General features: G+C 73.6%; 19 protein-coding genes and 2 CRISPR repeat arrays. Of the genes, 11 read left to right on the top strand and 8 right to left on the bottom strand.

The genetic code is table 11. The features are described from left to right. Nucleotides 1-44: 44 nt before the first annotated feature. Nucleotides 45-455, bottom strand: a complete 411-nt coding sequence (locus ACFVVL_RS03640; RefSeq protein WP_387671101.1) for a hypothetical protein — start codon at nucleotides 453-455, stop codon at nucleotides 45-47. On the opposite strand from ACFVVL_RS03640, the gene ACFVVL_RS03635 reads away from it, so the two are divergent. Next, entirely contained in the window at nucleotides 430-1,410 is a 981-nt protein-coding gene (locus ACFVVL_RS03635) for an alpha/beta fold hydrolase (protein ID WP_387671099.1), read from the top strand. The genes ACFVVL_RS03640 and ACFVVL_RS03635 overlap by 26 nt on opposite strands. Nucleotides 1,411-1,431: 21 nt before the next feature. Here ACFVVL_RS03635 and ACFVVL_RS03630 read toward each other — a convergent pair whose 3' ends face one another. Together ACFVVL_RS03630 and ACFVVL_RS03625 are read right to left on the bottom strand one after the other, a co-directional pair. Beyond that, nucleotides 1,432-2,877 (bottom strand): purine-cytosine permease family protein, encoded by a 1,446-nt coding sequence (locus ACFVVL_RS03630; protein ID WP_387671097.1) that lies wholly within the window; start codon nucleotides 2,875-2,877, stop codon nucleotides 1,432-1,434. A 164-nt stretch (nucleotides 2,878-3,041) separates the two neighbouring features. Further along, entirely contained in the window at nucleotides 3,042-4,388 is a 1,347-nt protein-coding gene (locus ACFVVL_RS03625) for a M20 family metallopeptidase (protein WP_380288788.1), read from the bottom strand. Between the two features lie 229 nt (nucleotides 4,389-4,617). Here ACFVVL_RS03625 and ACFVVL_RS03620 point away from each other — a divergent pair, with 229 nt between their 5' ends. Continuing rightward, a complete protein-coding gene (locus ACFVVL_RS03620) occupies nucleotides 4,618-5,475 on the top strand; it encodes a MurR/RpiR family transcriptional regulator (protein WP_380288786.1) in 858 nt (285 codons plus the stop codon). A 54-nt stretch (nucleotides 5,476-5,529) separates the two neighbouring features. On the opposite strand, the gene ACFVVL_RS03615 is transcribed toward ACFVVL_RS03620, so the two are convergent. From ACFVVL_RS03615 to ACFVVL_RS03605, 3 genes are read right to left on the bottom strand one after another with little or no spacing between them, the layout of a single operon-like run. Then, the gene (locus ACFVVL_RS03615; protein WP_387671095.1) at nucleotides 5,530-6,747 is read right to left on the bottom strand and encodes a M20 family metallopeptidase; all 1,218 of its coding nucleotides are present in this window, start codon (nucleotides 6,745-6,747) and stop codon (nucleotides 5,530-5,532) included. Further along, nucleotides 6,740-7,909 carry an amidohydrolase family protein gene (locus ACFVVL_RS03610; RefSeq protein WP_380288782.1) on the bottom strand — a complete coding sequence of 390 codons (1,170 nt, stop codon included), beginning with the start codon at nucleotides 7,907-7,909 and terminating at the stop codon, nucleotides 6,740-6,742. Before ACFVVL_RS03610 ends, ACFVVL_RS03615 begins: the two co-directional genes overlap by 8 nt. Then, a complete protein-coding gene (locus tag ACFVVL_RS03605; RefSeq protein ID WP_387671092.1) occupies nucleotides 7,899-9,197 on the bottom strand; it encodes a glutamine synthetase in 1,299 nt (432 codons plus the stop codon). The genes ACFVVL_RS03610 and ACFVVL_RS03605 overlap by 11 nt, the downstream gene beginning before the upstream one ends. A gap of 178 nt (nucleotides 9,198-9,375) precedes the next feature. Beyond that, nucleotides 9,376-9,527: a CRISPR direct-repeat array (repeat unit 30 nt; unit sequence CATCGGCCCCGCACGCGCGGGGATTGCTCC). 320 nt (nucleotides 9,528-9,847) lie between these two features. Here ACFVVL_RS03605 and ACFVVL_RS03600 point away from each other — a divergent pair. The 4 genes from ACFVVL_RS03600 to ACFVVL_RS03585 all read left to right on the top strand — a co-directional run bounded on the left by ACFVVL_RS03600 (nucleotide 9,848) and on the right by ACFVVL_RS03585 (nucleotide 15,017). Further along, the gene (locus ACFVVL_RS03600) at nucleotides 9,848-11,515 is read left to right on the top strand and encodes a PxKF domain-containing protein (protein WP_387671090.1); all 1,668 of its coding nucleotides are present in this window, start codon (nucleotides 9,848-9,850) and stop codon (nucleotides 11,513-11,515) included. A gap of 178 nt (nucleotides 11,516-11,693) precedes the next feature. Then, nucleotides 11,694-11,966 carry a hypothetical protein gene (locus ACFVVL_RS03595; protein ID WP_387671088.1) on the top strand — a complete coding sequence of 91 codons (273 nt, stop codon included), beginning with the start codon at nucleotides 11,694-11,696 and terminating at the stop codon, nucleotides 11,964-11,966. A gap of 18 nt (nucleotides 11,967-11,984) precedes the next feature. Further along, nucleotides 11,985-12,318: direct repeats of the CRISPR family, unit length 28 nt; unit sequence ATCGGCCCCGCACACGCGGGGATTGCTC. A gap of 372 nt (nucleotides 12,319-12,690) precedes the next feature. Next, the gene (locus ACFVVL_RS03590) at nucleotides 12,691-13,728 is read left to right on the top strand and encodes an agmatine/peptidylarginine deiminase (RefSeq protein ID WP_380288774.1); all 1,038 of its coding nucleotides are present in this window, start codon (nucleotides 12,691-12,693) and stop codon (nucleotides 13,726-13,728) included. Nucleotides 13,729-13,787: 59 nt separating this feature from the next. Continuing rightward, a complete protein-coding gene (locus tag ACFVVL_RS03585; RefSeq protein WP_387671087.1) occupies nucleotides 13,788-15,017 on the top strand; it encodes an agmatine deiminase family protein in 1,230 nt (409 codons plus the stop codon). A gap of 52 nt (nucleotides 15,018-15,069) precedes the next feature. Here the strand turns inward: ACFVVL_RS03585 and ACFVVL_RS03580 are convergent, their stop codons facing one another. Both ACFVVL_RS03580 and ACFVVL_RS03575 read right to left on the bottom strand, forming a co-directional pair. Then, nucleotides 15,070-16,257, bottom strand: coding sequence for an agmatine deiminase family protein (locus ACFVVL_RS03580; protein ID WP_387671085.1), 1,188 nt, complete (start codon nucleotides 16,255-16,257; stop codon nucleotides 15,070-15,072). A 310-nt stretch (nucleotides 16,258-16,567) separates the two neighbouring features. Further along, nucleotides 16,568-17,299: an SDR family NAD(P)-dependent oxidoreductase gene (locus tag ACFVVL_RS03575; protein ID WP_387671083.1), complete on the bottom strand. Its 732-nt coding sequence runs from the start codon at nucleotides 17,297-17,299 to the stop codon at nucleotides 16,568-16,570. A 95-nt stretch (nucleotides 17,300-17,394) separates the two neighbouring features. Here ACFVVL_RS03575 and ACFVVL_RS03570 point away from each other — a divergent pair, with 95 nt between their 5' ends. The 5 genes from ACFVVL_RS03570 to ACFVVL_RS03550 all read left to right on the top strand — a co-directional run bounded on the left by ACFVVL_RS03570 (nucleotide 17,395) and on the right by ACFVVL_RS03550 (nucleotide 22,317). Continuing rightward, on the top strand, nucleotides 17,395-18,246 hold the full coding sequence (locus ACFVVL_RS03570; protein WP_387671082.1) for a LysR family transcriptional regulator: 852 nt from the start codon (nucleotides 17,395-17,397) through the stop codon (nucleotides 18,244-18,246). A gap of 88 nt (nucleotides 18,247-18,334) precedes the next feature. Continuing rightward, complete coding sequence (locus tag ACFVVL_RS03565; RefSeq protein WP_387671080.1) at nucleotides 18,335-18,712, top strand: ArsR/SmtB family transcription factor; 378 nt, start codon at nucleotides 18,335-18,337, stop codon at nucleotides 18,710-18,712. After that, nucleotides 18,709-19,911, top strand: coding sequence for an MFS transporter (locus ACFVVL_RS03560; protein WP_387671078.1), 1,203 nt, complete (start codon nucleotides 18,709-18,711; stop codon nucleotides 19,909-19,911). Before ACFVVL_RS03565 ends, ACFVVL_RS03560 begins: the two co-directional genes overlap by 4 nt. A 395-nt stretch (nucleotides 19,912-20,306) precedes the next feature. Beyond that, nucleotides 20,307-21,371, top strand: coding sequence for a hypothetical protein (locus tag ACFVVL_RS03555; protein ID WP_387671076.1), 1,065 nt, complete (start codon nucleotides 20,307-20,309; stop codon nucleotides 21,369-21,371). Between the two features lie 550 nt (nucleotides 21,372-21,921). Next, on the top strand, nucleotides 21,922-22,317 hold the full coding sequence (locus ACFVVL_RS03550; protein ID WP_380288758.1) for a hypothetical protein: 396 nt from the start codon (nucleotides 21,922-21,924) through the stop codon (nucleotides 22,315-22,317). The last annotated feature ends 45 nt before the right edge of the window (nucleotides 22,318-22,362 follow it).

The following is a 22,362-nucleotide window of genomic DNA, read 5'->3' as shown; positions in this document are numbered from 1 at the left end:
TGGGGGGTGGAGGGGGAGTTGGAGTTCGTGGGGCGGTCGGATGATCAGGTGAAGGTGCGGGGGGTGCGGGTGGAGTTGGGTGAGGTGGAGGTGGTGGTGCGGGGGAGTGGGTTGGTGGGGGATGTGGTGGTGGTGGTGCGTGAGGATCGGGTGGGGGAGCGGCGGTTGGTGGCGTATGTGGTGCCGTTGGTGGGTGGTGCGGGGGTGGATGTGGTGGGGTTGCGGCGTGTGGTGGGGGAGCGGTTGCCGGAGGCGATGGTGCCGTTGGTGGTGGTGGTGGAGGGGTTGCCGTTGACGGTGAACGGGAAGGTGGATCGGGGGGCGTTGCCGGTTCCGGACGGGTCGCGGCCGGTGACGGGTGGGGTGTTCGTGGCGCCGGTGGGGCCGGTGCAGGAGACGATCGCGCGGGTCTGGGCGCAGGTGTTGGGGGTGGACCGGGTCGGGGCGGAGGACAACTTCTTCGAACTCGGCGGCGACTCGATCCTCAGCATCAAGGCCGTCCACCGGGCCGGCCGTCTGGGGATCCACCTCACACCCCGGATGATGTTCCGTCACCAGACCGTCGCCCGGCTCGCCGCGAACCTCGGGCGGGACGTCCCCGGGGGCGCCGCCGCCACGACGGGCCGCGCCGTCGTGTCCCCGCTGAACGAGAGCACCGCCGACCGCGCCGTCTTCTGCTTCCCGGTGATCGCGGGGAACGTCACCGGCTACGTCCCGCTGGCCCGGGCGCTGCGGGACGAGGCCCGGGTGCTCGGCGTCGAACTCTCCTGGTGGGACGCACCGGACGGCGCCGAGTGGGACATCCGGGCGATGGCCCGCAGCTGCGCCGAGGCGATCCGGAGCAGCCGGCCCGGGGGCCGCTACCTGCTGGTGGGCTGGTCGTTCGGCGGTGTCCTGGCGACCGAGACGGCGCGGATCCTCGACGCGGCCGGGCACGCCGTGCGGGTCGTCGCGCTGGACACCCTCTTCCCCGGGGCCGGGTACCGGGCCGCCTCGCGCGGGACCGCCCGGACCATCGACGCCGTCCTCGCCCACCTGGCGGGAGGCCGGGAGCCGGACCGCGCTCTGCCGGACGACGTGCTCGCCCGGCTGCGTTCGCTGAACATCCCCCCGGAGCTGTACGAGGTCGCCGGCGACGACCTGGTGCGCCACCTGACCGTGATGCGGGGGCTCGGCACGGCCATCAGGGCCTACGCCCCCGCACCGGTGGACTTCCCCGTCACCCTCTACGAGGCGGCGGACCGGGTGCTGCCGGACTGGGTCGAGGGAACGGTCAAGGAGACGTGGCGCCCGTACGTGTCCGGCCTCGACGTGCGCGGCACCCCGGGCGACCACTACTCCTTCCTGCGCTACCCGATCGTCCGCTCCCTCGCCGAGAGCCTCCGCCAGGACATCCGCGACCACGCCTGAGCCCGCCCGCCGCCCCGGGGGTCAGGAGCTGTGCACGGGCAGCCCGCGCTCCCCGGGCGCGTCCACCCGCGGCGCGGTGCGCTCCGGCCGGGCCGGGAGCATCCTGACCGTGAGCACGTACCCGACACCGCTGGCGAGCGCCACGAGGGGGATCGGCAGCACCGTGTCGGGCAGGGCGAGGAAGGCCAGGGCGCCGAGTGCCGACCAGGCGAGGGCGAGGATGTTCACGCCGCCGGTGTAGCGGTAGGGCCCGTGCGGGTCGAAGAGGGCCGGCACGTCGAGGCGGCCGCGCTTGATGACGACGTAGTCGGCCAGGATCACACCGACGAGGGGGGCGAAGACGTTGCCCATCGCCGACATGGAGTCGTTGAAGCCGTCGATGAGCGCGGGGAAGGCGGCCAGGGCCGTTCCCGCGGCGGCGACCACCAGGGTCGACCAGAAGCGCCCCAGCCGGGTGGCGAGGTTCGCCAGCGCCAGGCCGCCCGTGTAGACGTTCAGCACGTTGACCGTCCAGTTGTCCAGGAGCAGCACGACCAGCACGAGCACCAGCGTGACCGGGCCGACGCCGAGACCGGGGATCACCTCGAAGGCGTTCGCCGTCGTGCCGAGGCTCGCGGCGGCGGCGTAGGCGCCGAAGAAGGCGGATCCGGCCGTTCCGAGCAGGGCGGCGGCCATGGTGCCGATCCACATGTCCTTGCGGGACTTCGAGTAGCGGCAGTAGTCGGCCGCGTCCGTCACCTGGCTGAACCACGCCGCCGCGACGGCGTTCACCCACACCGCGAACACCGCCCACTTCCAGCCGGCCGACCCGGAGTAGGAGAACACCTCGCTCGGCGCGAACCCCGGCGCCCGGTGGTTGGCGAGCAGCCACAGGAGGTAGCCGAGGATCACGAGCTTGACCGGGAAGGCCACCTTCGACAGCCACTTGAGGGACCCGTAGCCGAAGAGCGCGACGGACGCCTGGAGCACCGCGAAGGCGAGGCTGACGGCGATGAGCGGGGGCTTCACCCCGAGCCACGCGTCGAGCACGGCCAGGATGCCCATGGCGCCGGCCAGCGTCTGGAAGGCGAACCAGAAGGCCGAGCTGACGGCGCGCAGCAGGGAGACCAGCCAGCGGGAGGCCGCGATGCCGAGGAACGCCCGGGTCGACACGATCCCGGGCAGGCCGTAGTCGACGCCGACGGTGGCCATGACGGTGTAGGCGCAGAAGGCGATGAGGACGCCCAGCACCTGGGCGGTGACCGCGGCCCAGAACGAGAGCCCCGAGACCACGGCGAGTCCGCCGATGAGGATGAGGCCGGGGTTGAGCATCACGTTGAAGATGATCTGGAACAGGTCGTACCAGCGCACGGTGCGCTGGTCGTCCGGGACGGGTTCGACGCCGTAGCGCTCCACGCCCTTCGGCTGGCGGTAGGCGTCGGGCTGTCCGTCTTCGGGGCTTCGTGCACCGGGAACGTCGGTGGGCATGGGGGGCCTCCGGTCTGGGGCGCGGGGGAGGGGACGGAGGAGAGCGGGGGGCGACGCCTCGCGGGCGGGGGGATGCACCCCGGCGCCCCGGACCGGGGTCCGGGGGCGGGGTGCCCTGCACGGGTGGGGGAGGCGGCCCCGCGAGGGGGAGGGACCCGTACGGGTCAGGACGCGGGGGAGGCGGTGCCGCACCAGCGGGTGGCGAGGACGGCGTAGGTGCGGGCCGCGAGCCAGACCTCGTCGAGGTCGACGTACTCGTCGTTGCCGTGGGCGACGCGCAGGTCGCCGGGGCCGAAGACGACGGACGGCACACCGGTCCGGGTGAACACGGTCGCGTCGCACACGCCGTAGAGCCCGGTGTAGGAGGGCTGGTCGGAGAAGCCGGTGCCCCGGGCCGCGGTCCGGTAGGCGCCGGCGACGGACTGGCTGATGCTGTCGTCGGGCGAGGTGACGAACGGGTCCCAGTTGAGCTTCCACTCGCAGTGCGGGCGGTGCTCGCGCAGCCACGGATCGGCGTCGGCCGCACGGTCGATGACGGCCTGGATCTCGGCCCGCACGTCCTCGGGGGAGCGCTCGGGGTGGTACATGACCCCGTACTCGATGGTGGCCGTGTCGGACAGGGCGAACGGGACGGTCAGGTCACCGGGGCCGCCGCGCATGGCACCGGGCAGCAGGGAGAAGTGGCCGTTGTACCAGAGGTCGTGCCGCTGGGTGCGGGCCCACTCGTCCTCCAGCGCGCGCAGCGCCCGGTAGACGAGGAAGACCTTGTCGATGGCGTTCACGCCGATCGCGTCGCCGGGCTGGGTGGGGTGGACGGTGGCGCCGCGCATGGAGCCGTGCACCTTCTTGCCCTCGACCGTGACCGAGAACCACAGCAGTCCGGGGCTGGCGACCACGATCGACAGCGGGGTGGGCGGCGCGCTCGGCTCCGAGACCACCGCGGCGTCCGCGACGTACCCGCGCTCGACCACCGCGCCCGTCCCGCAGGCGTGGTCACCGGTCTCCTCCCCGACCACGGCCTGCAGTTGCAGCTCTCCACCGAGCTCGATCCCGGCCTCGCGCAGGGCGATCGCGGCATAGGCCTGGGCGACCAGCCCGGACTTCTGGTCGGTGGTCCCGCGGCCGTACATCCGGGAACCCACGACTTCGCCGGAGAACGGCGGGGCCTTGGCCCACCCGGCCGGATCCCCGCCGGGGACGACGTCCACATGACCGTTGAAGAGCAGCGAGCTGCCGCCGCCCCGGCCGGCGATCCGGCCGACGGCGTTCTCGCGGCCCGCCTCCACGGCGAAGACGTCCACCGATGCCCCGGCGCGGCGGTAGAGGTCGGCGAGCAGCGCGGTCGCCTCGCCTTCCCGGCCGACGTGCTCCTTGTACTCGATTCCTGGGTACTTCGGGCTCACGGACGGGATCCGGACCAGCTCCTGCAGGCTCGCCGTCATCTCGTCGCGCAGTCCGTCGACGACGGACAGCAGCCGGTTCAAGCGGGAAGTTTCTTCGGGGGAGCTCATGACGCCTCCATTGGCGCGCTCGGAAGGTGCGGCGCCCGCGACCGTCTCGGTGCCGGGCCTCGCCGCTTGGCCAGAATGAAACAGGCGGTAGGTTTCGCCTGTCAATAGCCGATTTCGAAACAGACGTTACATCCAGGGATCGTCAAGTGGCCTGCGCGCGGCGTGGTTCGGCGTCGACGGGCGCGTGTAACGAATGTTTCAGTGGGCCCGGTTTTGGTAGCCTGGAGAAATGGAGATGATACCGGGGGGGCACGCGTCGGTGCGGAAGCTGCTGCTCTCCGCCATGGACGGACTCAGCAACGGCGAACGCAAGGTCGCGCGCGCGGTGCTGGCCCAGTACCCCACGGCCGGCCTCACCACCGTCGCCGACCTGGCCGCCGGTGCCGGCGTGAGCTCGGCGACGGTGGTCCGCTTCGTCACCCGGCTCGGCTTCTCCGGATTCCCGGCCTTCCAGCGCGCCCTGGTCCACGAGCTGAACGGGGAACTGGGCTCCCCGGTGAAGCAGTACGCCGAGAAGGCGCCGGTCTCCGCGAAGGGCGTGCTGCCGGAGACGCAGCGGGCCTTCGCGCAGGTGCTGGAGGCCACCTACGCGGAGCTGCCGGAGTCGGAGTTCGCCACCCTGGTCAGGCTCCTCGGCGATCCGGCCCGGAGCGTACGCGTGACCGGGGGCCGGTTCAGCCGGCTCCTGGCCGAGTACCTGGTCATCCACCTGTGGCAGCTGCGCGCGGACGTCGACGTGATCGGCCAGGAGGAGATGGAGCGTCGCCGGGCACTCGCCGACGCCGACGCCGGCACGGTGCTGCTCGTCCTCGACTACCGCCGCTACAGCGAGTCCAGTCTCCGTTTCAGTGAGGGAATGGCGGCCCGGGGCGCCACCGTGTGCCTGATGACGGACAACTGGCTCTCGCCCATCGCCAAGCTGGCCAAGGTCGTCCTCCCGGCGCGGGTGCAGTCCACCTCGCCCTTCGACTCCCTCGTGGCCGCGATGGCGCTCTGCGAGAGCCTGGTGGCCGCGGTGACGGACGCGGTGGGCGCGGCGGGCCGGGAGCGCATGGAACGGTTCGAGACGGCGACCGAGCGCGCCTGACCGCACGGCCGGGTGCGCCGTCCCGCTCCGGGGCCGGTCGCCGCCGCGGCCGCGCTATCCGGCCGGCACCCCCGGGGCGCCGGCGTGGCTCCCCGGGGCCCCGGCCCCGTCCTTCAGGGCGGCAGCCGTTCCGAGGTACCCCGCCATCAGGGCGGTGGCGAGCGCGCGGACGTCCGCGTCCTCGGGCAGGAACCGCGAGGAGTGCAGCGGCTCGGACGTCCCGGTGCCGACGAACAGCATGACCGAGGGCACGCGTTCGCAGAAGTACGAGAAGTCGTCCGAGCCCAGGGAGCGCAGGTTCCCGGAGACCGCGACCCCCCGGCGCTCCAGTGCGTGCGTGATGCTCCGCACCAGGGCCGGGTCGTTCTCCAGCACGGGCTCCCCGTGGGTGAGGGTCACCGCCGCGGTGCAGGCGTGGGCCCGCGCGACGGACTCGGCGACCTCCGTGATCCGCCGGTGGATCAGCTCCCGGGTCGAGGACGCCAGCGCCCGGACGGTGCCGGTCGCCCGCGCCGTGCCGGCGATCACGTTCGCGGCGTTGCCCGCCGCGAACGACGACACCCCCACGACGGCGGGAGCCATCGGATCGACGGACCGGCTCACCACGCTCTGGAGCGCGACGACGATCTCGGCCAGCGCCAGCAGCGCGTCGTTGGTCAGATGCGGGTACGCGGCGTGTCCGGGCCTGCCCCGCACGACGATCTCGAACTCGTCGGACGAGCCGTTGACGCCCCCCGCGGTGCACGCCACCTCGCCCCGGGCCAGCAGCGGCTGGACGTGGACGCCCACCATGGCGGCGCACCGCTCGGCGTCGAGGACGCCGCTGGTGGTGATGTCCCGCGCCCCGGACGGGTATGTCTCCTCGCGCGGCTGCAACACGGCGAGCAGCGGGACCGGAGGCCCGGTCTCGGCCAGCGCGCCCGCCACGGCGACGAGTGCGGCGAGGTGGGCGTCATGACCGCACGCGTGCATGACGCCCGGGCGGGCCGACGCCCAGCCGACACCGGTCTCCTCGGTGACGGGCAGCGCGTCCATCTCCCCGCGCACGCCGATCGCCGGTCCCGGCCCGCCGATGCGCAGCACGGCACCGGTCTCGGCTGCCTTCACCGCCGCACCGGCCCCCGGCAGCGCGGCCAGCACCGTGTCCCGGGTCGACGCCTCGTCACCCGACAGATCGGGTTCGCGGTGCAGCCGGCGCCTCAGGTCGAGCGCCGCGGGGAGGTGCCGGTCCAGGGCGGACCACAGGGCTTCGCAGGTGTCCGGGTCAGTCATGCGGCAGTCCGTAGAGGCGCTGCGCGTTGGTGCGTCCGATCATCGTCGCGACGCGCACGGCGTCGGCCTCGGCCCACTCGCCCTCCTCGACCCAGGCGCCGAGCGCCCGGGACATGCCGCGCCGCCAGAGCACCGCGCCCAGGTGGTGCAGTTCGGGCGGTCCCCAGGCGTCGGAGGAGTACAGCACCTTGGTGAAGGGGGCCAGTTCGAGGCTCTCGGCGACGACGGCGGTGGAGGCGGCGCCCGTGTAGTTCACGCCCAGGCCGACGTCGAAGTGGACGTGCGGGAACACCTGGGCGAGGAAGCCGGCGTTGCGGTGGAACGGGTAGCAGTGCAGCAGCACGACATCGCTTCCGGCGCCCTCGATCTCCTTCAGCCAGGGCATCAGCAGCAGCGGGTCGCACCGCCGCAGATCCAGGTCGGGGTCGCCGTACCCGGCGTGCAACTGCAGGGGCAGACCGGTGTCCACGCCCGTCCACAGCGCCATGCGCAGCAGCACCGGGTCGGTCACGCGGACGGGGGCGCCCGCCGCCAGGTCGCGCAGCCAGGCACCGGCCGCCCGCTCCACCTCCCGGGCGGAGGGGCGGGCGGGGGCGAAGTCGAAGCCGTAGCGGTAGGCGATGATCGACTTCAGGCCGACCGCCGATGCGGTGGCCCCGGCGAGCGCCGCCCGGAAGTCCTCGGCGAGACGCGCGGCGCTGCTCGTCGGCGCGACGTCCTCAAGAACGGTCTCCAGGCGCACGATCTCGGAGAACCGGGCGGGCAGGCGCCCGGCGAGCGTGCCGGGCGACAGCAGCTCGTCGCTCTTGAAGCCGGTGTCCAGCAGCCAGTCGCTGACGCCGGCCCCGGCGAGGAAGAGGTCCGACAGTTCTTCCGGGGTGCGCTCGGACCGCGCGCTCCAGTACGCCTCCGCCGACGCGTGCGCGGGCAGGCCGAGCAGCGGTGCGCAGTGGCGGCGGATCGCGAAGCCGATCTGCGAGTCGAACTGGGTGACCCCGGCCGGCAGGGGGCGGTCGGATTCGGTGATCAGCGTCTCGAACTGCCCCCGGGTCACCGGCGAGGCGAGCGGGGCGTGGACGTGGTGGTCGACCAGCGGCAGCGCGGCGATGCGGCGGCGCAGCTCGGTGGGCGTCCTCCCGGTGGCCGTCTGCTCAGTAGACATCGGCGACCCGCCCGCACACGTCCCGCTCGTCCAGACCCGCGACCGCGGCCAGCTCCGACCGTTTCACCGAGCGGTGGGTCTCCAGCAGCTCGGCGGAGAACCAGCCGGACACCACGTCGTCCTTGTCGAGTTCGAGGAGCGCCTCCTCCAGCCCGCCGGGCAGGGAGGGGACCTCCGCGAGGTCCGCCTCCCCGGCCTCCTCGGGCCAGACCCGGGGCTGCGCGTAGTCCGCCTCCACCCCGCGCAGTCCGGCCCGGACCAGCACGCCGAGGACCAGCCACGGGTTGGCCGTCGCGTCCGCGGCGCGGTACTCCAGGTTGAACTGGTCGGCGGCCACGCCGCCGCCCAGGCTGCTCGTCGGGCAGATCCGCAGCAGCGCCTCCCGGTTGCGCTCGGCCAGGAACACCCCGGCGGAGCTCCAGCGGTGGGGCGTCAGCCGCAGGTACGAACTGGGACTGCCCGCCGTGAACGAGAGCAGCGCCCGCGCGTGCCGGAGGATCCCCGCGCTGAACCGCCCGCCCAGCTCGGAGAGCCCGCCGGGACGGGAGGCGTCGAACAGGACCGGCCGCCCGGTCGCCGCGTCGCGCAGCGAGAGGTGGACGTGCACGCCGTTGCCGCTGCCCTCGGGGTGCAGCAGCGGCGCGAACGTGGCCCGGTGCCCGTACTGCGACGCGAGGTCCCGGACCACCTCCCGCAGGACGACCGCGCGGTCCGCGGCGGTCATGCCGTCCGAGGGGCGCAGGGTGATCTCGTACTGGTCGGTGCCGAACTCCGGCAGCCAGGTCTCCGGTTCGAGCCCCATCCGGTCCAACAGCGACACCAGCTCGCTGCCGAACGGCTCGGCGGACCGGAACCGGGCGAAGGAGAACGGGGCGCCGCTGTCGAGTCCGGGGATCATGAACTCGTGCTCGAAGGTGGCCACCACCTCCAGTCCGGTGGCCCGCCGCAGGTCGTCGAGCGCCCTGCGGGCGAAGCCGCGCGGACAGTTCTCCCACGGCGTGCCGTCCGGCAGCACCTGGTCGGCGAGGTACAGCCGCACTCCCGGCAGGTCGCCCCGGGCGGGGATGTCCACCCCGCTGGACTCGGCCGGCAGCAACTTCAGGTCCCCGGTCGAGCCGAACGGATTCGGCGCGACCTCCCCGAACGCCGTCACCGCCAGATCGGCCGGAACCCATCCCAGCCCACGCCGCAGCACCCCGTCCGCCGCATTGCCCGGCGCGGCACGCCCCCGGGTGAAGCCGGACAGGTCATTGGTCGCCACGAACACCGTGGTGGGTGAAGAACTCATGTCTACCTCTTCGTTCGGGCCACGTTCCCGCGTCGAGAGTTACAAACATTTCAGACATGGTCAAGGGCGTATGGTGTGGAATCTTCGTTTCATCTGCCTGCTCGTGAGGCGAGCGAGTCGAGTTCGACGGACTGATCCTCTGAGCCCGATCCCGCCGATACACTCGCAGGTCACGAAGCATCGGCCCCGCACGCGCGGGGATTGCTCCGTGTCGCGCCCGGCAGGCGCGCACCTCGACCCATCGGCCCCGCACGCGCGGGGATTGCTCCAAGCGCGACATCGTCGACTCGGCACGGCTCCCATCGGCCCCGCACGCGCGGGGATTGCTCCCGGTGCGTGACCGCCCCGTACTCAGCCTCGGAGCCGTGGTCGTCCGGCTCCACGGGCCGCAGGAGACCGAGCGGGAATCCCTCGTCGAATGCGACTGAACGAGGAACGGTGGCGCTGTGCGGGAGGCGGGGCGCGCGCCCGGCGCACGCTGTGGCGTTCGTGCGCCCTGGTGCGGCCCGGCCCGGGCGGTCAAGCTTCCCGAGGCGGCCCGGTGGCCGACCGGCTCATCGTCAGACTGATTCGCACGCCGATCGGCGAGTGGCGGCCTCTCGCGCGGGACGGGCCGTCGGCCGGTGTGTCACGCGGAGAGGTGGACTCGCATGACAGTGATCCGCAGCGAACCGGACGCACCCCCGGGGGCCCGGCGTCATCGGCGGTCGCGGCACCGGGCGGCGGCCGCCGCGCTGGCCGGCGCGCTCGCCGCTCTGGGCGTGCTCGCGCCCGCCGCGCCCGCGTCCCCGGCGCACGCCACCGCCGGGAGCCCCGCGCACCGGCTGGTCTACGTCGCCAACCTGCGCGGCAACTCCGTCACGGCGTACGACCCGTCGACCAATGCGGCCGTGGCTACCATTCCGGTCGGCACTGCCCCCGAGGGGGTGGCGGTCTCCCCGGACGGCACCCAGGCCTACGTCGTCAACGACGGCAGCAACACCGTGTCGGTGATCGACACCGCCTCCAACGCGGTCGCCGCGACCATCCCGGTCGGCCGGCTGCCCGGCCCGGTGGCGTTCTCCCCGGACGGCTCGCGTGCCTACGTCGGGCACTACGTCAACCCGCGCACCGGCGGGGTGGATGTCATCGACACCGCCACCAGGACGGTCACCACGACCGTCCTGGTCGGCAGCCAGCCGTTCGGCATCGCGCTGACGCCCGACGGGGCACGCGCCTACGTCGCGAACCTCCTCGGCGATTCCGTCTCGGTGATCGACACGGCCAACGACACGCTGATCGCCTCCATCGCCGGCCCCGGCGTCCGCAGCCCCGCCGCCGTGGCGGTCACCCCCGACGGCAGCCGCGCCTACACCGCGAACTTCAACAGCGGGAACGTGTCCGTCATCGACACCGCGAGCAACACGATCACCGCCACCATTGCCGTCGGGTCCGGCCCCGGGAGCGTGTCGATCGCCCCCGACGGCGCCCTCGCCTACGTGGCGAACCAGAACGCCAACACGGTGTCGGTGATCGACACTGCGAGCGGCACCGTCAGCGACACCATCGCGGTCGGCGCCACGCCTGTCGGCGTGCTGGCCGACCCGGCCGGCGGCGTCGCCTACGTGACCAACGGCCGGGCCGACACGGTGTCGGTGATCGACACCGCCACCCGCACCGTCACCGCGACCGCCGCCACGGGGAAGAACCCGTACGGTCTGGCCACGGCCACCGTCGCGCCCACCGTCGCCGGGGTGCGCCCGGGCCACGGCCCTGCGGCCGGCGGCGGCACCGTCACGATCACCGGCACCCACCTGGCCGGCACCAGGACGGTCCTGTTCGGCACCACACCGGCGACCGGCGTCACCGTCGTTGACGACTTCACCGTCCGGGCGACCGCGCCGCCGGGGACCGCCGGCGCGGTGGACATCACGGTGGCCACCCCCGCCGGCACCAGCGCCGTCACCGGTGCGGCCCGGTACACCTACGAGTACCCCTTCAGCGGCTTCCGCCCGCCGGTCGCCGACCCGCCCGCCGTCAACCAGGGCCACGCCGGAAGGGCGTTCCCGATGAAGTTCTCGCTGGGCGGCGACCGCGGCCCGGCCGTCATCGCCCGCGGCTACCCGACCGCCCGGGAGATCGACTGCACCACCGGCGAACCCCTCGGCGGGCCCGCACCGGCCGGCACCCCGGGGAACAGCGGACTGCGGTACGAGGCGGCGACCGACACCTACACCTATGTGTGGAAGACCTCCGCCTCCCACGCCGGAACCTGCCGGCTGTTCACCCTGGGCCTGACCGACGGCACCACCCACACGGCCCTGTTCCGCCTCGACTGACCACCCGCCAACGGCACGCCGGCCCCGGCCCCGGCCCCGCTGGGACGATCAGCACTCCCGGCGACCGTCACCGAGCCGGATGTCCGTGGCCGCCACGGCCGCCACGGACATCCGGCCCCGCCGACTCGACCGACGAGGCGCCCGCCGCGTCGGAGCCCGGGACCCGGAGTCCCTGCGCATGCTCGCTGACCTCGGCCCTCATGCCGCCCGCTACGCGGACCGGCCCAGGGCTCTGGCCGCCGACAACGACCGCTGGGACCCGCGCCAAGGCGGCGCACGCGCTCTGGGCCACGACGGTGATTGCGAGATCAGCGTCCCGGCCATGACGAGCGTCATCCGGGAACTGGCCGACGGAACCTACTACCCGGTCATGCTCCCCGCCGTTCGTCACCTGGCCCGGGTCGGCCACGCTGCCGACGGACTGATTCTCTCAGCCCGATCCCGCCGATAGACTCGCAGGTCACGAAGTATCGGCCCCGCACACGCGGGGATTGCTCCGCGAAGGGGTCCGTGTGCGCGACCTTCAGGTCATCGGCCCCGCACACGCGGGGATTGCTCTGCCGTACACCGGAAATCTGATCCGCATGCAGAATCGGCCCCGCACACGCGGGGATTGCTCCTGGCCGACGCCGCCGCCCTCTCCCGCGCCCAGATCGGCCCCGCACACGCGGGGATTGCTCCCGGGGCCGGCCCCGCCGAGTTCGCGGCCGTGAATCGGCCCCGCACACGCGGGGATTGCTCCCGCATCGTGGCGGGCAGCCGCGAGCAGATGCTATCGGCCCCGCACACGCGGGGATTGCTCCCTGCTGGCTCGGTGGCAGCCTCCCGTTGGCGCACGCCCGGATGCTCATGGCCGACGCCGTCGAGGCCGAGGTGGCCCGGCTCGGGTCCTGACGGCGGCAGCGGCAGCCGCAGCGCCAGGGCGCGGCGTAGCGCTGCGTGCACCACTGTTCTCGGATCCGTCACCGCGCATCCCTCGGTTTGACTGACTTTTCAGTCAGTGCGACGCTGATTCCGGGGTCGGGGTACTGCCGACGGCTCGTTCCCGTCGTTGCGCCGGTGCGCCACGACGCGAGGAGCCGACGCGGCGGAGCATCCTTCCCGACGACGGGTCCCGGGCGCCGGAGGCGTCCGCACGACCGCACCCCCGTACCACCGCACGATCTGGAGACCTGGTGACCCACTACCGCGACGACCGTTCCACCGAGGCCTGCCCCTGGGTCCCCGCCGACGACGTCCCGCACGCGCGGACCTGGATGTCCTGGCCCTCCCGCCGGGGCGTGTGGGGGCTGCGCCTCGGCGGGATCCAGGAGGACATCGCACTGATCGCGAGCACGATCGCCGAGTTCGAGCCGGTGGTCATGTGCGCCCCCGACGACCACACGGCGAAGAAGGCCAGGTCCTGGTGCGGCTCGGAGGTGGAGGTGACGACCGCGATCCCCACCGACGACCTGTGGATGCGCGACATCGCCCCGGTGTTCCGCCGGGACGGGCACGGCGGCCTGGAGGCCGTCGTCCTCAACTTCAACGGCTGGGGCAACAAGCAGGTCCACCACGACGACGCCCGCGTCGCCGAGCGCCTCGCCACCCTCCGCGGCCTGCGCCACTCCTACGCGGACTTCGTCGGCGAGGGCGGCGCGATCGAGACCGACGGGGACGGCACCGTGATGGCCACCGAGAGCAGCCTGGTCAACAAGAACCGCAACCGCGGCATGAGCCGGGACGAGATCGAGGACGCCGTCCTGGAGGCCTACGGCGCCGACACCATGATCTGGCTGCCCGGGATCAAGGGCCAGGACATCACCGACGACCACGTCGACGTCACCTCCCGGTTCATCCGGCCCGGTGTGGTGATGGTCCAGCTGCCGCCGGCGGGACGCGACGACGCCTGGGCGCGGGACGCGCGCGAGCAGTTCGCCATCCTGTCGGCCGCCACCGACGCCCGGGGCCGCCGCCTCCAGGTCATCCCCGTGCAGGGCCCGGACAGCGTCCGTTCCCGCAGCACGACGTTCGTCGACTCCTACCTCAACTTCCACGTCGTCAACGGCGGTGTCATCACGGCCCGGTTCGGCGACCGCTACAAGGACGCCGCCGCGAAGGAGGCGCTCGCGGCGGCCTTCCCCGGCCGCGAGGTGGTGCAGCTCGACGTCGACCGCCTGATGGCCGGAGGCGGCGGCATCCACTGCTCGACCATGCACGAACCGCTGCCGTAGCCGGCAGCACCCGACGCCCCGCTCGAAGTCCCGCGCCCACCCCCGGACGGAAGACCCCCATGCCCACCGCCCTGCCCCGCCGTACCCTGCTGCGCTCCCTCGCCGGTGCGAGCCTGCTCGCTGCCGGTCTGACCGCCTGCTCCGCCCTCGACGACCCCGACGCCCCCGCCGACACCCCCGCCGACACCCCCACCGGCGGCCCCTCCGCCGACCCCACCGGCGGGAGCACCCCCGCGGCGCCCTCGCAGCCCGGCGCCCCCGGCACCCCCGCCGCCTCCGGCGGGCGCCGCCTCGGCGCGGAGTGGGAGAAGCACGTCCGCACGGTGATGTCCTGGCCGGCCTCCGAGGACGTCTGGGGCGATCAGCTCTCGGACGTCCGCAAGGACATCGCCGCCCTCGCCCAGGCCGTCGCCGCCCGCGAGCCGGTCGTCCTGATGGCCCGCCCCGAGCAGCGGGACGCCGCGCGGAAGGCCTGCGGCTCGGCGGTCGAGGTCGTCCCGATCCCCGTCGACGACCTGTGGGCCCGCGACACCGTGCCCGTGTTCGTCGAGGAGGGCGGAAAGGTCAAGGGCGTCGACTTCAACTTCAACGGCTGGGGCGGCAAGCAGAAGCCGCACGCCAACGACAGCAAGGTCGCCCGTGCCGTGCTGGCCTCGTACGGCATCGAGCGCATCGGGACCGGGCTGGTGGCCGAGGGCGGGTCCTTCGAGACGGACGGCCAGGGCACGCTGCTGATCACCGAGAGCTCCATCGTCAACGACAACCGCAACCGGGGCATGAGCCGCGACCGGATCGAGGCCGAGCTGAAGACGCTCCTCGGCGTCACGAAGGTCATCTGGCTGGCCGGGGTCAAGGGCGAGGACATCACCGACGCCCACGTCGACTGCCTCACCCGCTTCGTCGCCCCCGGCGTCGTCCTGCTCGACCAGGCCTTCCCCGGCACCCCGTCCGACGTCTGGTCCCGCTCGGCCGACCAGGCCCGGTCCGTCCTGGCGGGGGCCACCGACGCCCGTGGCAGGAAGCTGGAGGTCATCGAACTCCAGCAGCCCGACCCGGACCGGATCACCGGGCACGGCGACGCCTTCGTCTCCTCCTACATGAACTTCTACATCGGCTCGAAGGGCGTCTACCTGCCGAGGTTCGGCGACGCCCGGGCCGACGACCGCGCCCAGCAGATCCTCAAGCAGCACTTCCCCGACCGCGAGATCGTCCCCGTGAAGATCGACGCGATCGCCTCCGGCGGTGGCGGCATCCACTGCGCCACCCACGACATCCCCGCCGTCGGCTGACCGGAGCGTCGGCCGACCGGAGTGCCGGCCTCGGCCGACCGGAACGCCGGCCTCACGAGGCGGCGGCGGGCTGCTGCTGCGTCGCGCAGTGGATGCCCCCGCCGCCGGAGGCGATGTGGTCGATGCTCAGCTGGATGACCTTCCGCCCGGGGTGGAGGTCGCCGATGATGCCGACGGCGCGGTCGTCGGCGGCCTTGTCGCCGAAGCGGGGGACGATGACGCCGCCGTTGCAGACGTAGTAGTTGAGGTAGGTGGCTAGGAAGTCCTTGCCGGAGCCCTCGATCAGGTTGAAGTCCGGCTCGGGCAGCTCGACGATCCTGAGGGTCCGCCCGCGCGCGTCGGTCGCGGTCGCGAGGACCTGCCGGGCCTGGTCGGAGGCGGTGGTCCAGACGTCCGGCGGGGTGTCGGCGGCCGGGCGGTGCAGCAGGACGGTGCCGGGGTCGGCGAACCGGGCGAGGGCGTCGATGTGGCAGTCGGTGATGTCCTGACCGGCGACCCCCTTGAACCACAGCACCTTCTCGACGCCGAACAGCTCCTTGAAGGCGGCCTCGATCTGGTCCCGGCTCCTGCCGGGATTGCGGTTGTCGTTGACCCAGCAGCTCTCGGTGGCCATCAGCGTCCCGTCGCCGTCCACCTCGATGCCGCCGCCCTCCCCGATGATCGGTGCCTGGACGCGCGCGATGCCGTAGTGGTCGAGCAGCGTGCGGGCGACCAGGCTGTCCGCGGCGTGCGTCTGCTTGTCCCCCCAGCCGTTGAATCCGAGGTCGACCCCGGCGAGCCCCGGCCCGCCCGTGACGAAGGTCGGGCCGGTGTCCCGCGCCCACAGGTCGTCGACCATCAGATCGATCACCTCGACCGACGAGCCGCACAGCTGCCGCGCCTCGGCGGCCTGGTCGGGCCGGGCCATCAGGACGACGGGTTCGAACCCGGCGACGGCCCGGGCCAGACCGGCGATGTCCTGCCGCACCCCGGGCAGTTGGTCACCCCACACCTCCTCCAGGGCCGGCCAGGACATGAAGGTCCGGGTGTGCGGCCGCGACTCGGCGGGCATCGCCCGCGCGGCGCTCGCCGTCCCGCTCGCCGTCCCGCTCGCCGCGCCCCCGCCCGGGCTCGCCCCGCTCGCCCCGGACTCCTCGCCCCCTCCGCCACCACCGGAGGAGCACCCGCCCGCCACCGCCAGCGCGGCGAGCGCCGCCCCGGAGCGCAGGAGCGAGCGGCGGGACGGCCGGCGGTGGGTCATGGGGCCTCGTTCCGGTAGGTGCCTGGGAGAACAGCTCGCACGCTACTGACCGCCCGGTCAGGGCCCGCCGCGGCACGCCCCGCCATCCGGGCGAATCGCCCGGGCGCCTGCGCCTCGGTACCCGCGGCCACGATGCCCACCCATCCGAAGACGCCCCGGGGAGCCGCATGCGGTGAACCGCCCGGTGCGAGTGCCCGGTCGACGGTCTCGGCGATCCCGCGCGGACCTCCGGGGGCGGCGCGCGTGGTGGTCACCCCGCCGTTGACCGGTTGACCGGTTGACCAGTTGACCGGTTCGCCGGTTCGCCGGTTCACCAGGGCACGACGCCGGCGTCCTCGAAGAACTGGCCCGTGGGGCCGTCGTCGGGCAGGGTCGCGAGGGCGACGGCGACGGCCGCGCCCTGCCGGGGGGTGCGCACGCCCTGGAAGCCGTTGAGGTCGGTCGCGACGTAGCCGGGGCAGCAGGCATTGATCAGGATGTTCGTGCCGCTCAACTCCCGGGCGTACTGGAGGGTGACGGCATTGAGGAAGGTCTTCGACGGCGCGTACGCCACGGCCGGCGGACCGGGGGCCGCCCCGCCGGCGGCCCCCGACTGCCGGGCGAGGGAGCCGACGCTGCTGGACATGTTCACGATCCGCGGCGAGGCGGAGCGGCGCAGCAGCGGCATCATCGCGTTGGTGACCCGGACGACGCCGATGACGTTGGTCTCCACGACCGTGCGGATGGTGGCGGGGTCGACCCGGGTGGGCTCCTGGGGCGCGCCGCCGGCGATGGCGGCGTTGTTGACGAGCACATCGAGGTGCCCGGCCCGGTCCTCGATCAGCCGCGCGGCGGCCGTGGTGCTCGCGTCGTCGGTCACGTCCAGCGGCACGCCGAACGCGTCGACGCCGGCCGCGCGCAGCGCCTCGACGGCGGCCTCGCGGCGCCGCTCGTCACGGGCGCCGACGCCGACGCTCCAGCCGAGGGCGCCCAGGCCCGCGGCGATCTCGTAGCCGATGCCCTTGTTCGCGCCGGTGACCAGCGCGATCGTTCGTTCGCTCATGGGGACCATGCTGCTCCCGGGCCCCGGCGGGGGTCCAAGACCGATCGGGTGGGTGGCGATACCCTCCGGGTATCGATCCGGAGTACCGTGCCCGGATGGAGACCAGGGAACTGCGCTACTTCGTCGCTGTCGCCGAGGAGTTGCACTTCGGGCGCGCCGCGCAGCGGCTCGGGATCGCACAGCCGCCGCTGTCCCGGGCGATCCAGCAGCTCGAACGCCGACTCGGCGCGGCGCTGCTGGACCGGACCGGCCGCACCGTCACGCTGACCGAGGCCGGCGCGGTGCTGCTGGCCGAGGGCCGGGCGGCCCTCGACGCGGTCGAAGCGGCCGAGCGCCGGACCCGCCGTGCCGCCCTTCCCCCGACCGGCCGTCCCGGCCTGGTCCTGGTCGCCAAGGCCAGCGCGTCCCGCGAACTGCTGGCGGAACTCCTGGACGCGTACGCCGCCGGACCCGGCGCGGTCCCCGTCGACGTCATCCTGTGCGGCCCGGCCGAGCAGGAGCGGCTGCTGCGCGACGGCCGGGCCGACGTGGCGCTGCTGCACCGGCCGTTCGACTTGACGGCCGGGTTCCACACCGAGGAACTCGGTACGGAGGGCCAGGTGGTGGTCCTGCCGGCCGGGCATCCGCTCGCGGTCCGCACCGAGCTGCACATGGCCGACATCGTCGGGTTGCCCGGGCTGCCCCTGCCGCGCTGGCCCGGCCCCGACGGCAGCCACCCGCCCGGCCCCGGCCCCCAGGTCCGCGACCACGAGCAGCTGCTGCAACTCGTCGCGCTCGGCCGCGCCTGCGCGCTCTCGCCGGAGTCGTGCCGGGCCCGACTGCACGGTGACCTCGCCGCCGTGCCCGTGCTGGACGCCCCGAAGGTCACCACCGTGATCGCCTGGCCGCCGCACAGCCGGTCCAGGGCCGTCGCCGACCTCGTCCGGACGGCGACCGGCCTGCGGTAGCGGAAGCGGCCGCCCGGCTTGATCATTCGAGAATTCCCGCACTATTATCGTGCGGGAATAGTCGAACGATTCAAGGAGGTGGCTGCCGATGGCGCCGTCACGGGTGTACGAGCATCCCGGGGTCGACGAGATCGCGATCCCGCGGGTGCTCTTCGCGCTGAGCGAGCCGCTGCGGCTGTCGATGGTGCGGATGCTCGCGGAACGCGGCGAGGTGGACAGCATCGAGCTGGGCCCGGACCTGCCGCGGTCGACGCTCACGCACCACACCGGCCTGCTGCGCGAATCCGGGGTGGTGTTCGTGCGCGCCGAGGGGCGCAAGTGCATGATCCGGCTGCGCCGCGAGGACCTGGACGCGCGGTTCCCGGGCCTGATCGGCACGGTCCTCGACGGGTACCGGGAAGCCGGCGCCTCCGCCGGGGAGACGGCCTCGACCGGGGCGGACGCTTCGACCGGGGCGGACGCGTGATCCGCCGCCTCTGGCCGCTGGTCGCGGCCGCGATCGCGCTGGGTGTCGACGCCTACGTCCTCGCCGGAGTGCTGCCCGAGATCGCCGACTCGCTCGCCACGACGGTCGCGGCGGTCGGCCTGGGCGTCACGGCCTTCACCGCGGCCTACGCCCTGGCCGGGCCCCTGCTGTCGGGAACGCTGATCCGGGGGAGTACCGCCGGGGCGCTGCTGATCGCGCTGGGCGTCTTCAACCTCGGCAACCTCGTCACCGCGGTCGCGCCGGGGATCGAGGTCTTCCTCGCCTCACGGGTGATCACGGGCGCCGGCGCCGGCGTGCTCACCGCGGTGGCGACCGCGGCCGCCGCCGCGATGGCTGCCGACCACGAACGCGGGCGCGCCATGGCCATGGTGACGTTCGGGCTGTCCACCGGGACGGTCGCCGGAGTGCCGGTCGGGATGGTCATCGGCCACCAGCTGAACTGGCGCTGGACGATGGGCCTGGTCGTCGCCGTCGGCCTGCTCGGCATGGGGGCGCTGGCCGCCAGGGCGCGCACGATCCCGGCACTGCCCGCTTCGCGCGGTCCCGCCTTCACGGTGCTGAGGTCGTCGAGGACCCTCAGCGGTGTCACCGCCGCGTTCCTCCTCGGCGTGGCCAGCCTCGGGCTCTACACCTACCTGCTGCCCATGGCCGAGGCCCGGGGGCTTGAGGGCTGGGGCTTCGCCCTGGTGTGGGCCTGGGGCATCGGCGGGGTCGCCGGCTCCGCCCTGATCGGCAGACCGCTGGACGCCCACGGGCCCCGCGCGCTGCTCCTCGTCCTGCCCGCCGGGCTGCTCGCGAGCTTCGCCGCCCTGTGGATCTTCACCTCCCCGGCCGTGTGGCTGGTCGCGGCGGCGTGCTGGGGAGCGGTGGGGTGGGCGAGCGTCCCCACCCTGCAGCAGGCCCTGACCGGGGACCGTCCCGAGCAGGCGATGCCGGTCGTCGCGTTCCAGATGGCCGCGATGTACCTCGGCTCCGCCGCGGGCGCCGCCGCCGGCAGCGCTCTGCTCGCCGGCCACGTCGATCCGGGCGACCTGCCCGTCTGGGCGCTGGTGCCCGCAGCAGTGGCGCTGCTCCTCACCGGGCGGCTCGCCATCGCCGGCCCGCGGCCTCGCGTCCGACGCGGCGTCACGCCCCTCGTCTGCCACGAGGCCGGGGGCGGAGGCCTGTCCGGCGGGTGAGGAGGCCGCGGCCGCCGCTGGTCGGGGGGCCCGGTCCGGCACGACAGGGCGGCAGCGGTCACCGCCGTCGGACGCCCAGGATCTGACGCCGGAGCAGGACGACGTCGGGGTGTGCTTGTCGGCGTTTCGGATCCCCCGGGCCTGTCGGGGGCCGCGCCCGGTGACCTCGGTCCGGCCATGGCGGCCGGAGGGGGCTTCCCGCCGGACGGCACCGGGGCGGACCTGCGCGAGAATGAGCCCGACAGGGACCGGATCCGTGCCGACCCCACCGCCGTGACCGGGCGTCGCGGCGCTCACCGGCGCAGCAGCCGATACGGTGCCGTACCGGCTGCTGTGCACGTTGCCGGCTGTGCATGTTGCCGTGGGAGGCGCGCGGGCGTACCGAGGGGATCGATGTGGCGACGACCACCGTGGACGTGGCAGTTCCCGACGCGCTGCGGCCGGTCGTGGATGTGGCGGCGTTGCCGGCGGCCCCCGGTGACGCGGGGCCGGCGTGGCTGGTGCTGTCCGGCGGCGGACGGCTGGCGCGGTGGACGCCGACGACCGGCGAGGTGCGGGGCGTGGCCCGGTACCGGGCGGAGAGGCCGGCGGCCGAGTACGGCGGCGGCGTTCGCCTGCGGCTCCATGTGTCCCGGTGCGGCCGTTGGGCGGCGGTGGCGCAGGACCGCGGCCGGTACGGCACCGTCGTCGATCTCGCCACCGGTTCACCGGCGTTGACGTTGGACGGCGGGGACTACTGCTGCGAGACCGGCCCGTTCGCGTTGGCGTTCGCCGAACACGACGGCCGGCCGGTCGTCGTCCACCGGACGAACTGGAACCGGTTGGACGTCACCGATCCCGCGTCCGGCGAGGTGCTCACGGCGCGGGACACCCCGGACGGCGACGAGGAGGACGCGGAGCACGACCTCGACTACTTCCACGGCGCGCTGTTGCCGAGCCCCGACGGGACCCGTGTCTACGACGGCGGTTGGGTGTGGCAGCCGTGCGGGATGCCTGCGGTGTGGAGCCTGACCACCTGGCTGCACGACAACCCGTACGAGTCCGAGGACGGCCCCAGCCATGCGGTGTATCCCGAGGTCTCGCAGTGGAACGGGCCGGTGGTGTGGATCGACGACGAGCGGATCGCGGTGTACGACCGGGACGACGCCGGCCGCGGTACCGTCCACGTCCTCGACCCCACCGCGATCCGACGGCGCTCGCCGGGCGTCCGATGGATCGAGGCGGTCGCGACGTTCCCCTGGCCGGTCGGCGATCTCGGCTTCTTCACCGACGGCGAGCATCTGCTGATCGCCGGCGAGGCCGGTCTGCAGGGCGTCGACATCACCAGCGGACAGCGGGTGTTCGCGATCGACGGGTTCCGCCCGGCGCGTCAGGATCGGCACACCGGAGCGCTGATCCAGGTCGGCAGCGCCCAGGCCCGGTTGTGGACGCCGCCGGAGTGGACGGCGCGCGCCGGCTGAGCTGCCACGTCCCGCAGATCGCCGCCGGAGAAGTCCAGGCCCGTCCCCCGTTCGAGTCCCGACCCGGGCGACCACCCGGCCGAGGGCCGGGCCCGGTCACGGCCAGGTGGCCGGCCGGACGGTCACGGCCGCGGTGACGGCGAGCCCGTCGATTCATCGGGCGGAGGCCGGGCGGGGAACGGGTCATCACCTGATCCGGCGCGCGGGCCGGCCCGGGTATTCATTGCGGTGTACGCGTCATAGAGTGTGAGGTCGTGGGCCGGACGGGCGGGTGATCGGCCGCTGTCGCCCCCCTTTCAACGGGCGAGGCCCCCGGCGCCGGGCGCGCGTGTCTCCACTTCCGCCCCCGCCGTCGTCCCAAAGCCCAGGTCAGCGGCGTGAGACACCGTCAGCCGCCGGTGAAACGGCGTCAAGCCCCGGGGAGCCGCCGATTCTCCGCCTACCTTTGAGCCGAGCCCGGAACTCGCTCCGAGGCCCACCACTCACACCGGTCATCGCTGCCGCACCCGTCGGCGGCGGTCGCCGCACGACCACCCATGGGGGACGAACCATGAAGAAGACCACCGCCGCCCTCGGCCTCATCGGGACGCTCGCCGCGTCCACGATCGCCCTCGCGCCGTCGGCCTCCGCGCTGAGCTGCCAGGAGGACACCCTCTACACCGGTCAGCGCACCGTCGGGTGGACCACCACCAAGGCCAACGACGCCTGCCGGGACGTCAACCTGGTGTTCGCGGGCGCCTCGGGCGGCCGGCACAACGACGGCTACGAGGGCATGTACGTCGACGCCAACGGCAACTGGCAGGCCGCCGCGTCCGGCTACCACTGGCTGAACGACGGCTCCTACAGCCTGGGCTCCGTCGTCCTGATCTCCAACCTGACCTCGGGCCGCACCTTCGGTGTCGCCGCGTACCAGTCCGGCTGGGGCGTCGTGAAGGTCCAGCACTGACATCCGGGGCCGGCGCGGCCCCGCCCGTCCCACCCCGCCGGCAGG

Origin of the sequence: Kitasatospora sp. NPDC058115, assembly GCF_042884635.1 — a bacterium.
Classification (GTDB): Bacteria; Actinomycetota; Actinomycetes; order Streptomycetales; family Streptomycetaceae; genus Kitasatospora.
Note: the sequence above shows the minus strand (reverse complement) of the source record. Positions and strands in the feature narration are given on the sequence as shown.

Excerpts from the sequence above, each read along its gene's own strand:
- ACFVVL_RS03620 (WP_380288786.1), top strand. The coding sequence starts at position 4,618 with ATGGAGATGATACCGGGGGGGCACGCGTCGGTGCGGAAGCTGCTGCTC.
- ACFVVL_RS03595 (WP_387671088.1), top strand. The coding sequence starts at position 11,694 with ATGCTCGCTGACCTCGGCCCTCATGCCGCCCGCTACGCGGACCGGCCC.
- ACFVVL_RS03605 (WP_387671092.1), bottom strand. The coding sequence starts at position 9,197 with ATGAGTTCTTCACCCACCACGGTGTTCGTGGCGACCAATGACCTGTCC.
- ACFVVL_RS03575 (WP_387671083.1), bottom strand. The coding sequence starts at position 17,299 with ATGAGCGAACGAACGATCGCGCTGGTCACCGGCGCGAACAAGGGCATC.
- ACFVVL_RS03580 (WP_387671085.1), bottom strand. The coding sequence starts at position 16,257 with ATGACCCACCGCCGGCCGTCCCGCCGCTCGCTCCTGCGCTCCGGGGCG.
- ACFVVL_RS03585 (WP_387671087.1), top strand. The coding sequence starts at position 13,788 with ATGCCCACCGCCCTGCCCCGCCGTACCCTGCTGCGCTCCCTCGCCGGT.
- ACFVVL_RS03625 (WP_380288788.1), bottom strand. The coding sequence starts at position 4,388 with ATGAGCTCCCCCGAAGAAACTTCCCGCTTGAACCGGCTGCTGTCCGTC.
- ACFVVL_RS03610 (WP_380288782.1), bottom strand. The coding sequence starts at position 7,909 with ATGTCTACTGAGCAGACGGCCACCGGGAGGACGCCCACCGAGCTGCGC.
- ACFVVL_RS03615 (WP_387671095.1), bottom strand. The coding sequence starts at position 6,747 with ATGACTGACCCGGACACCTGCGAAGCCCTGTGGTCCGCCCTGGACCGG.
- ACFVVL_RS03565 (WP_387671080.1), top strand. The coding sequence starts at position 18,335 with ATGGCGCCGTCACGGGTGTACGAGCATCCCGGGGTCGACGAGATCGCG.
- ACFVVL_RS03570 (WP_387671082.1), top strand. The coding sequence starts at position 17,395 with ATGGAGACCAGGGAACTGCGCTACTTCGTCGCTGTCGCCGAGGAGTTG.
- ACFVVL_RS03550 (WP_380288758.1), top strand. The coding sequence starts at position 21,922 with ATGAAGAAGACCACCGCCGCCCTCGGCCTCATCGGGACGCTCGCCGCG.
- ACFVVL_RS03600 (WP_387671090.1), top strand. The coding sequence starts at position 9,848 with ATGACAGTGATCCGCAGCGAACCGGACGCACCCCCGGGGGCCCGGCGT.
- ACFVVL_RS03630 (WP_387671097.1), bottom strand. The coding sequence starts at position 2,877 with ATGCCCACCGACGTTCCCGGTGCACGAAGCCCCGAAGACGGACAGCCC.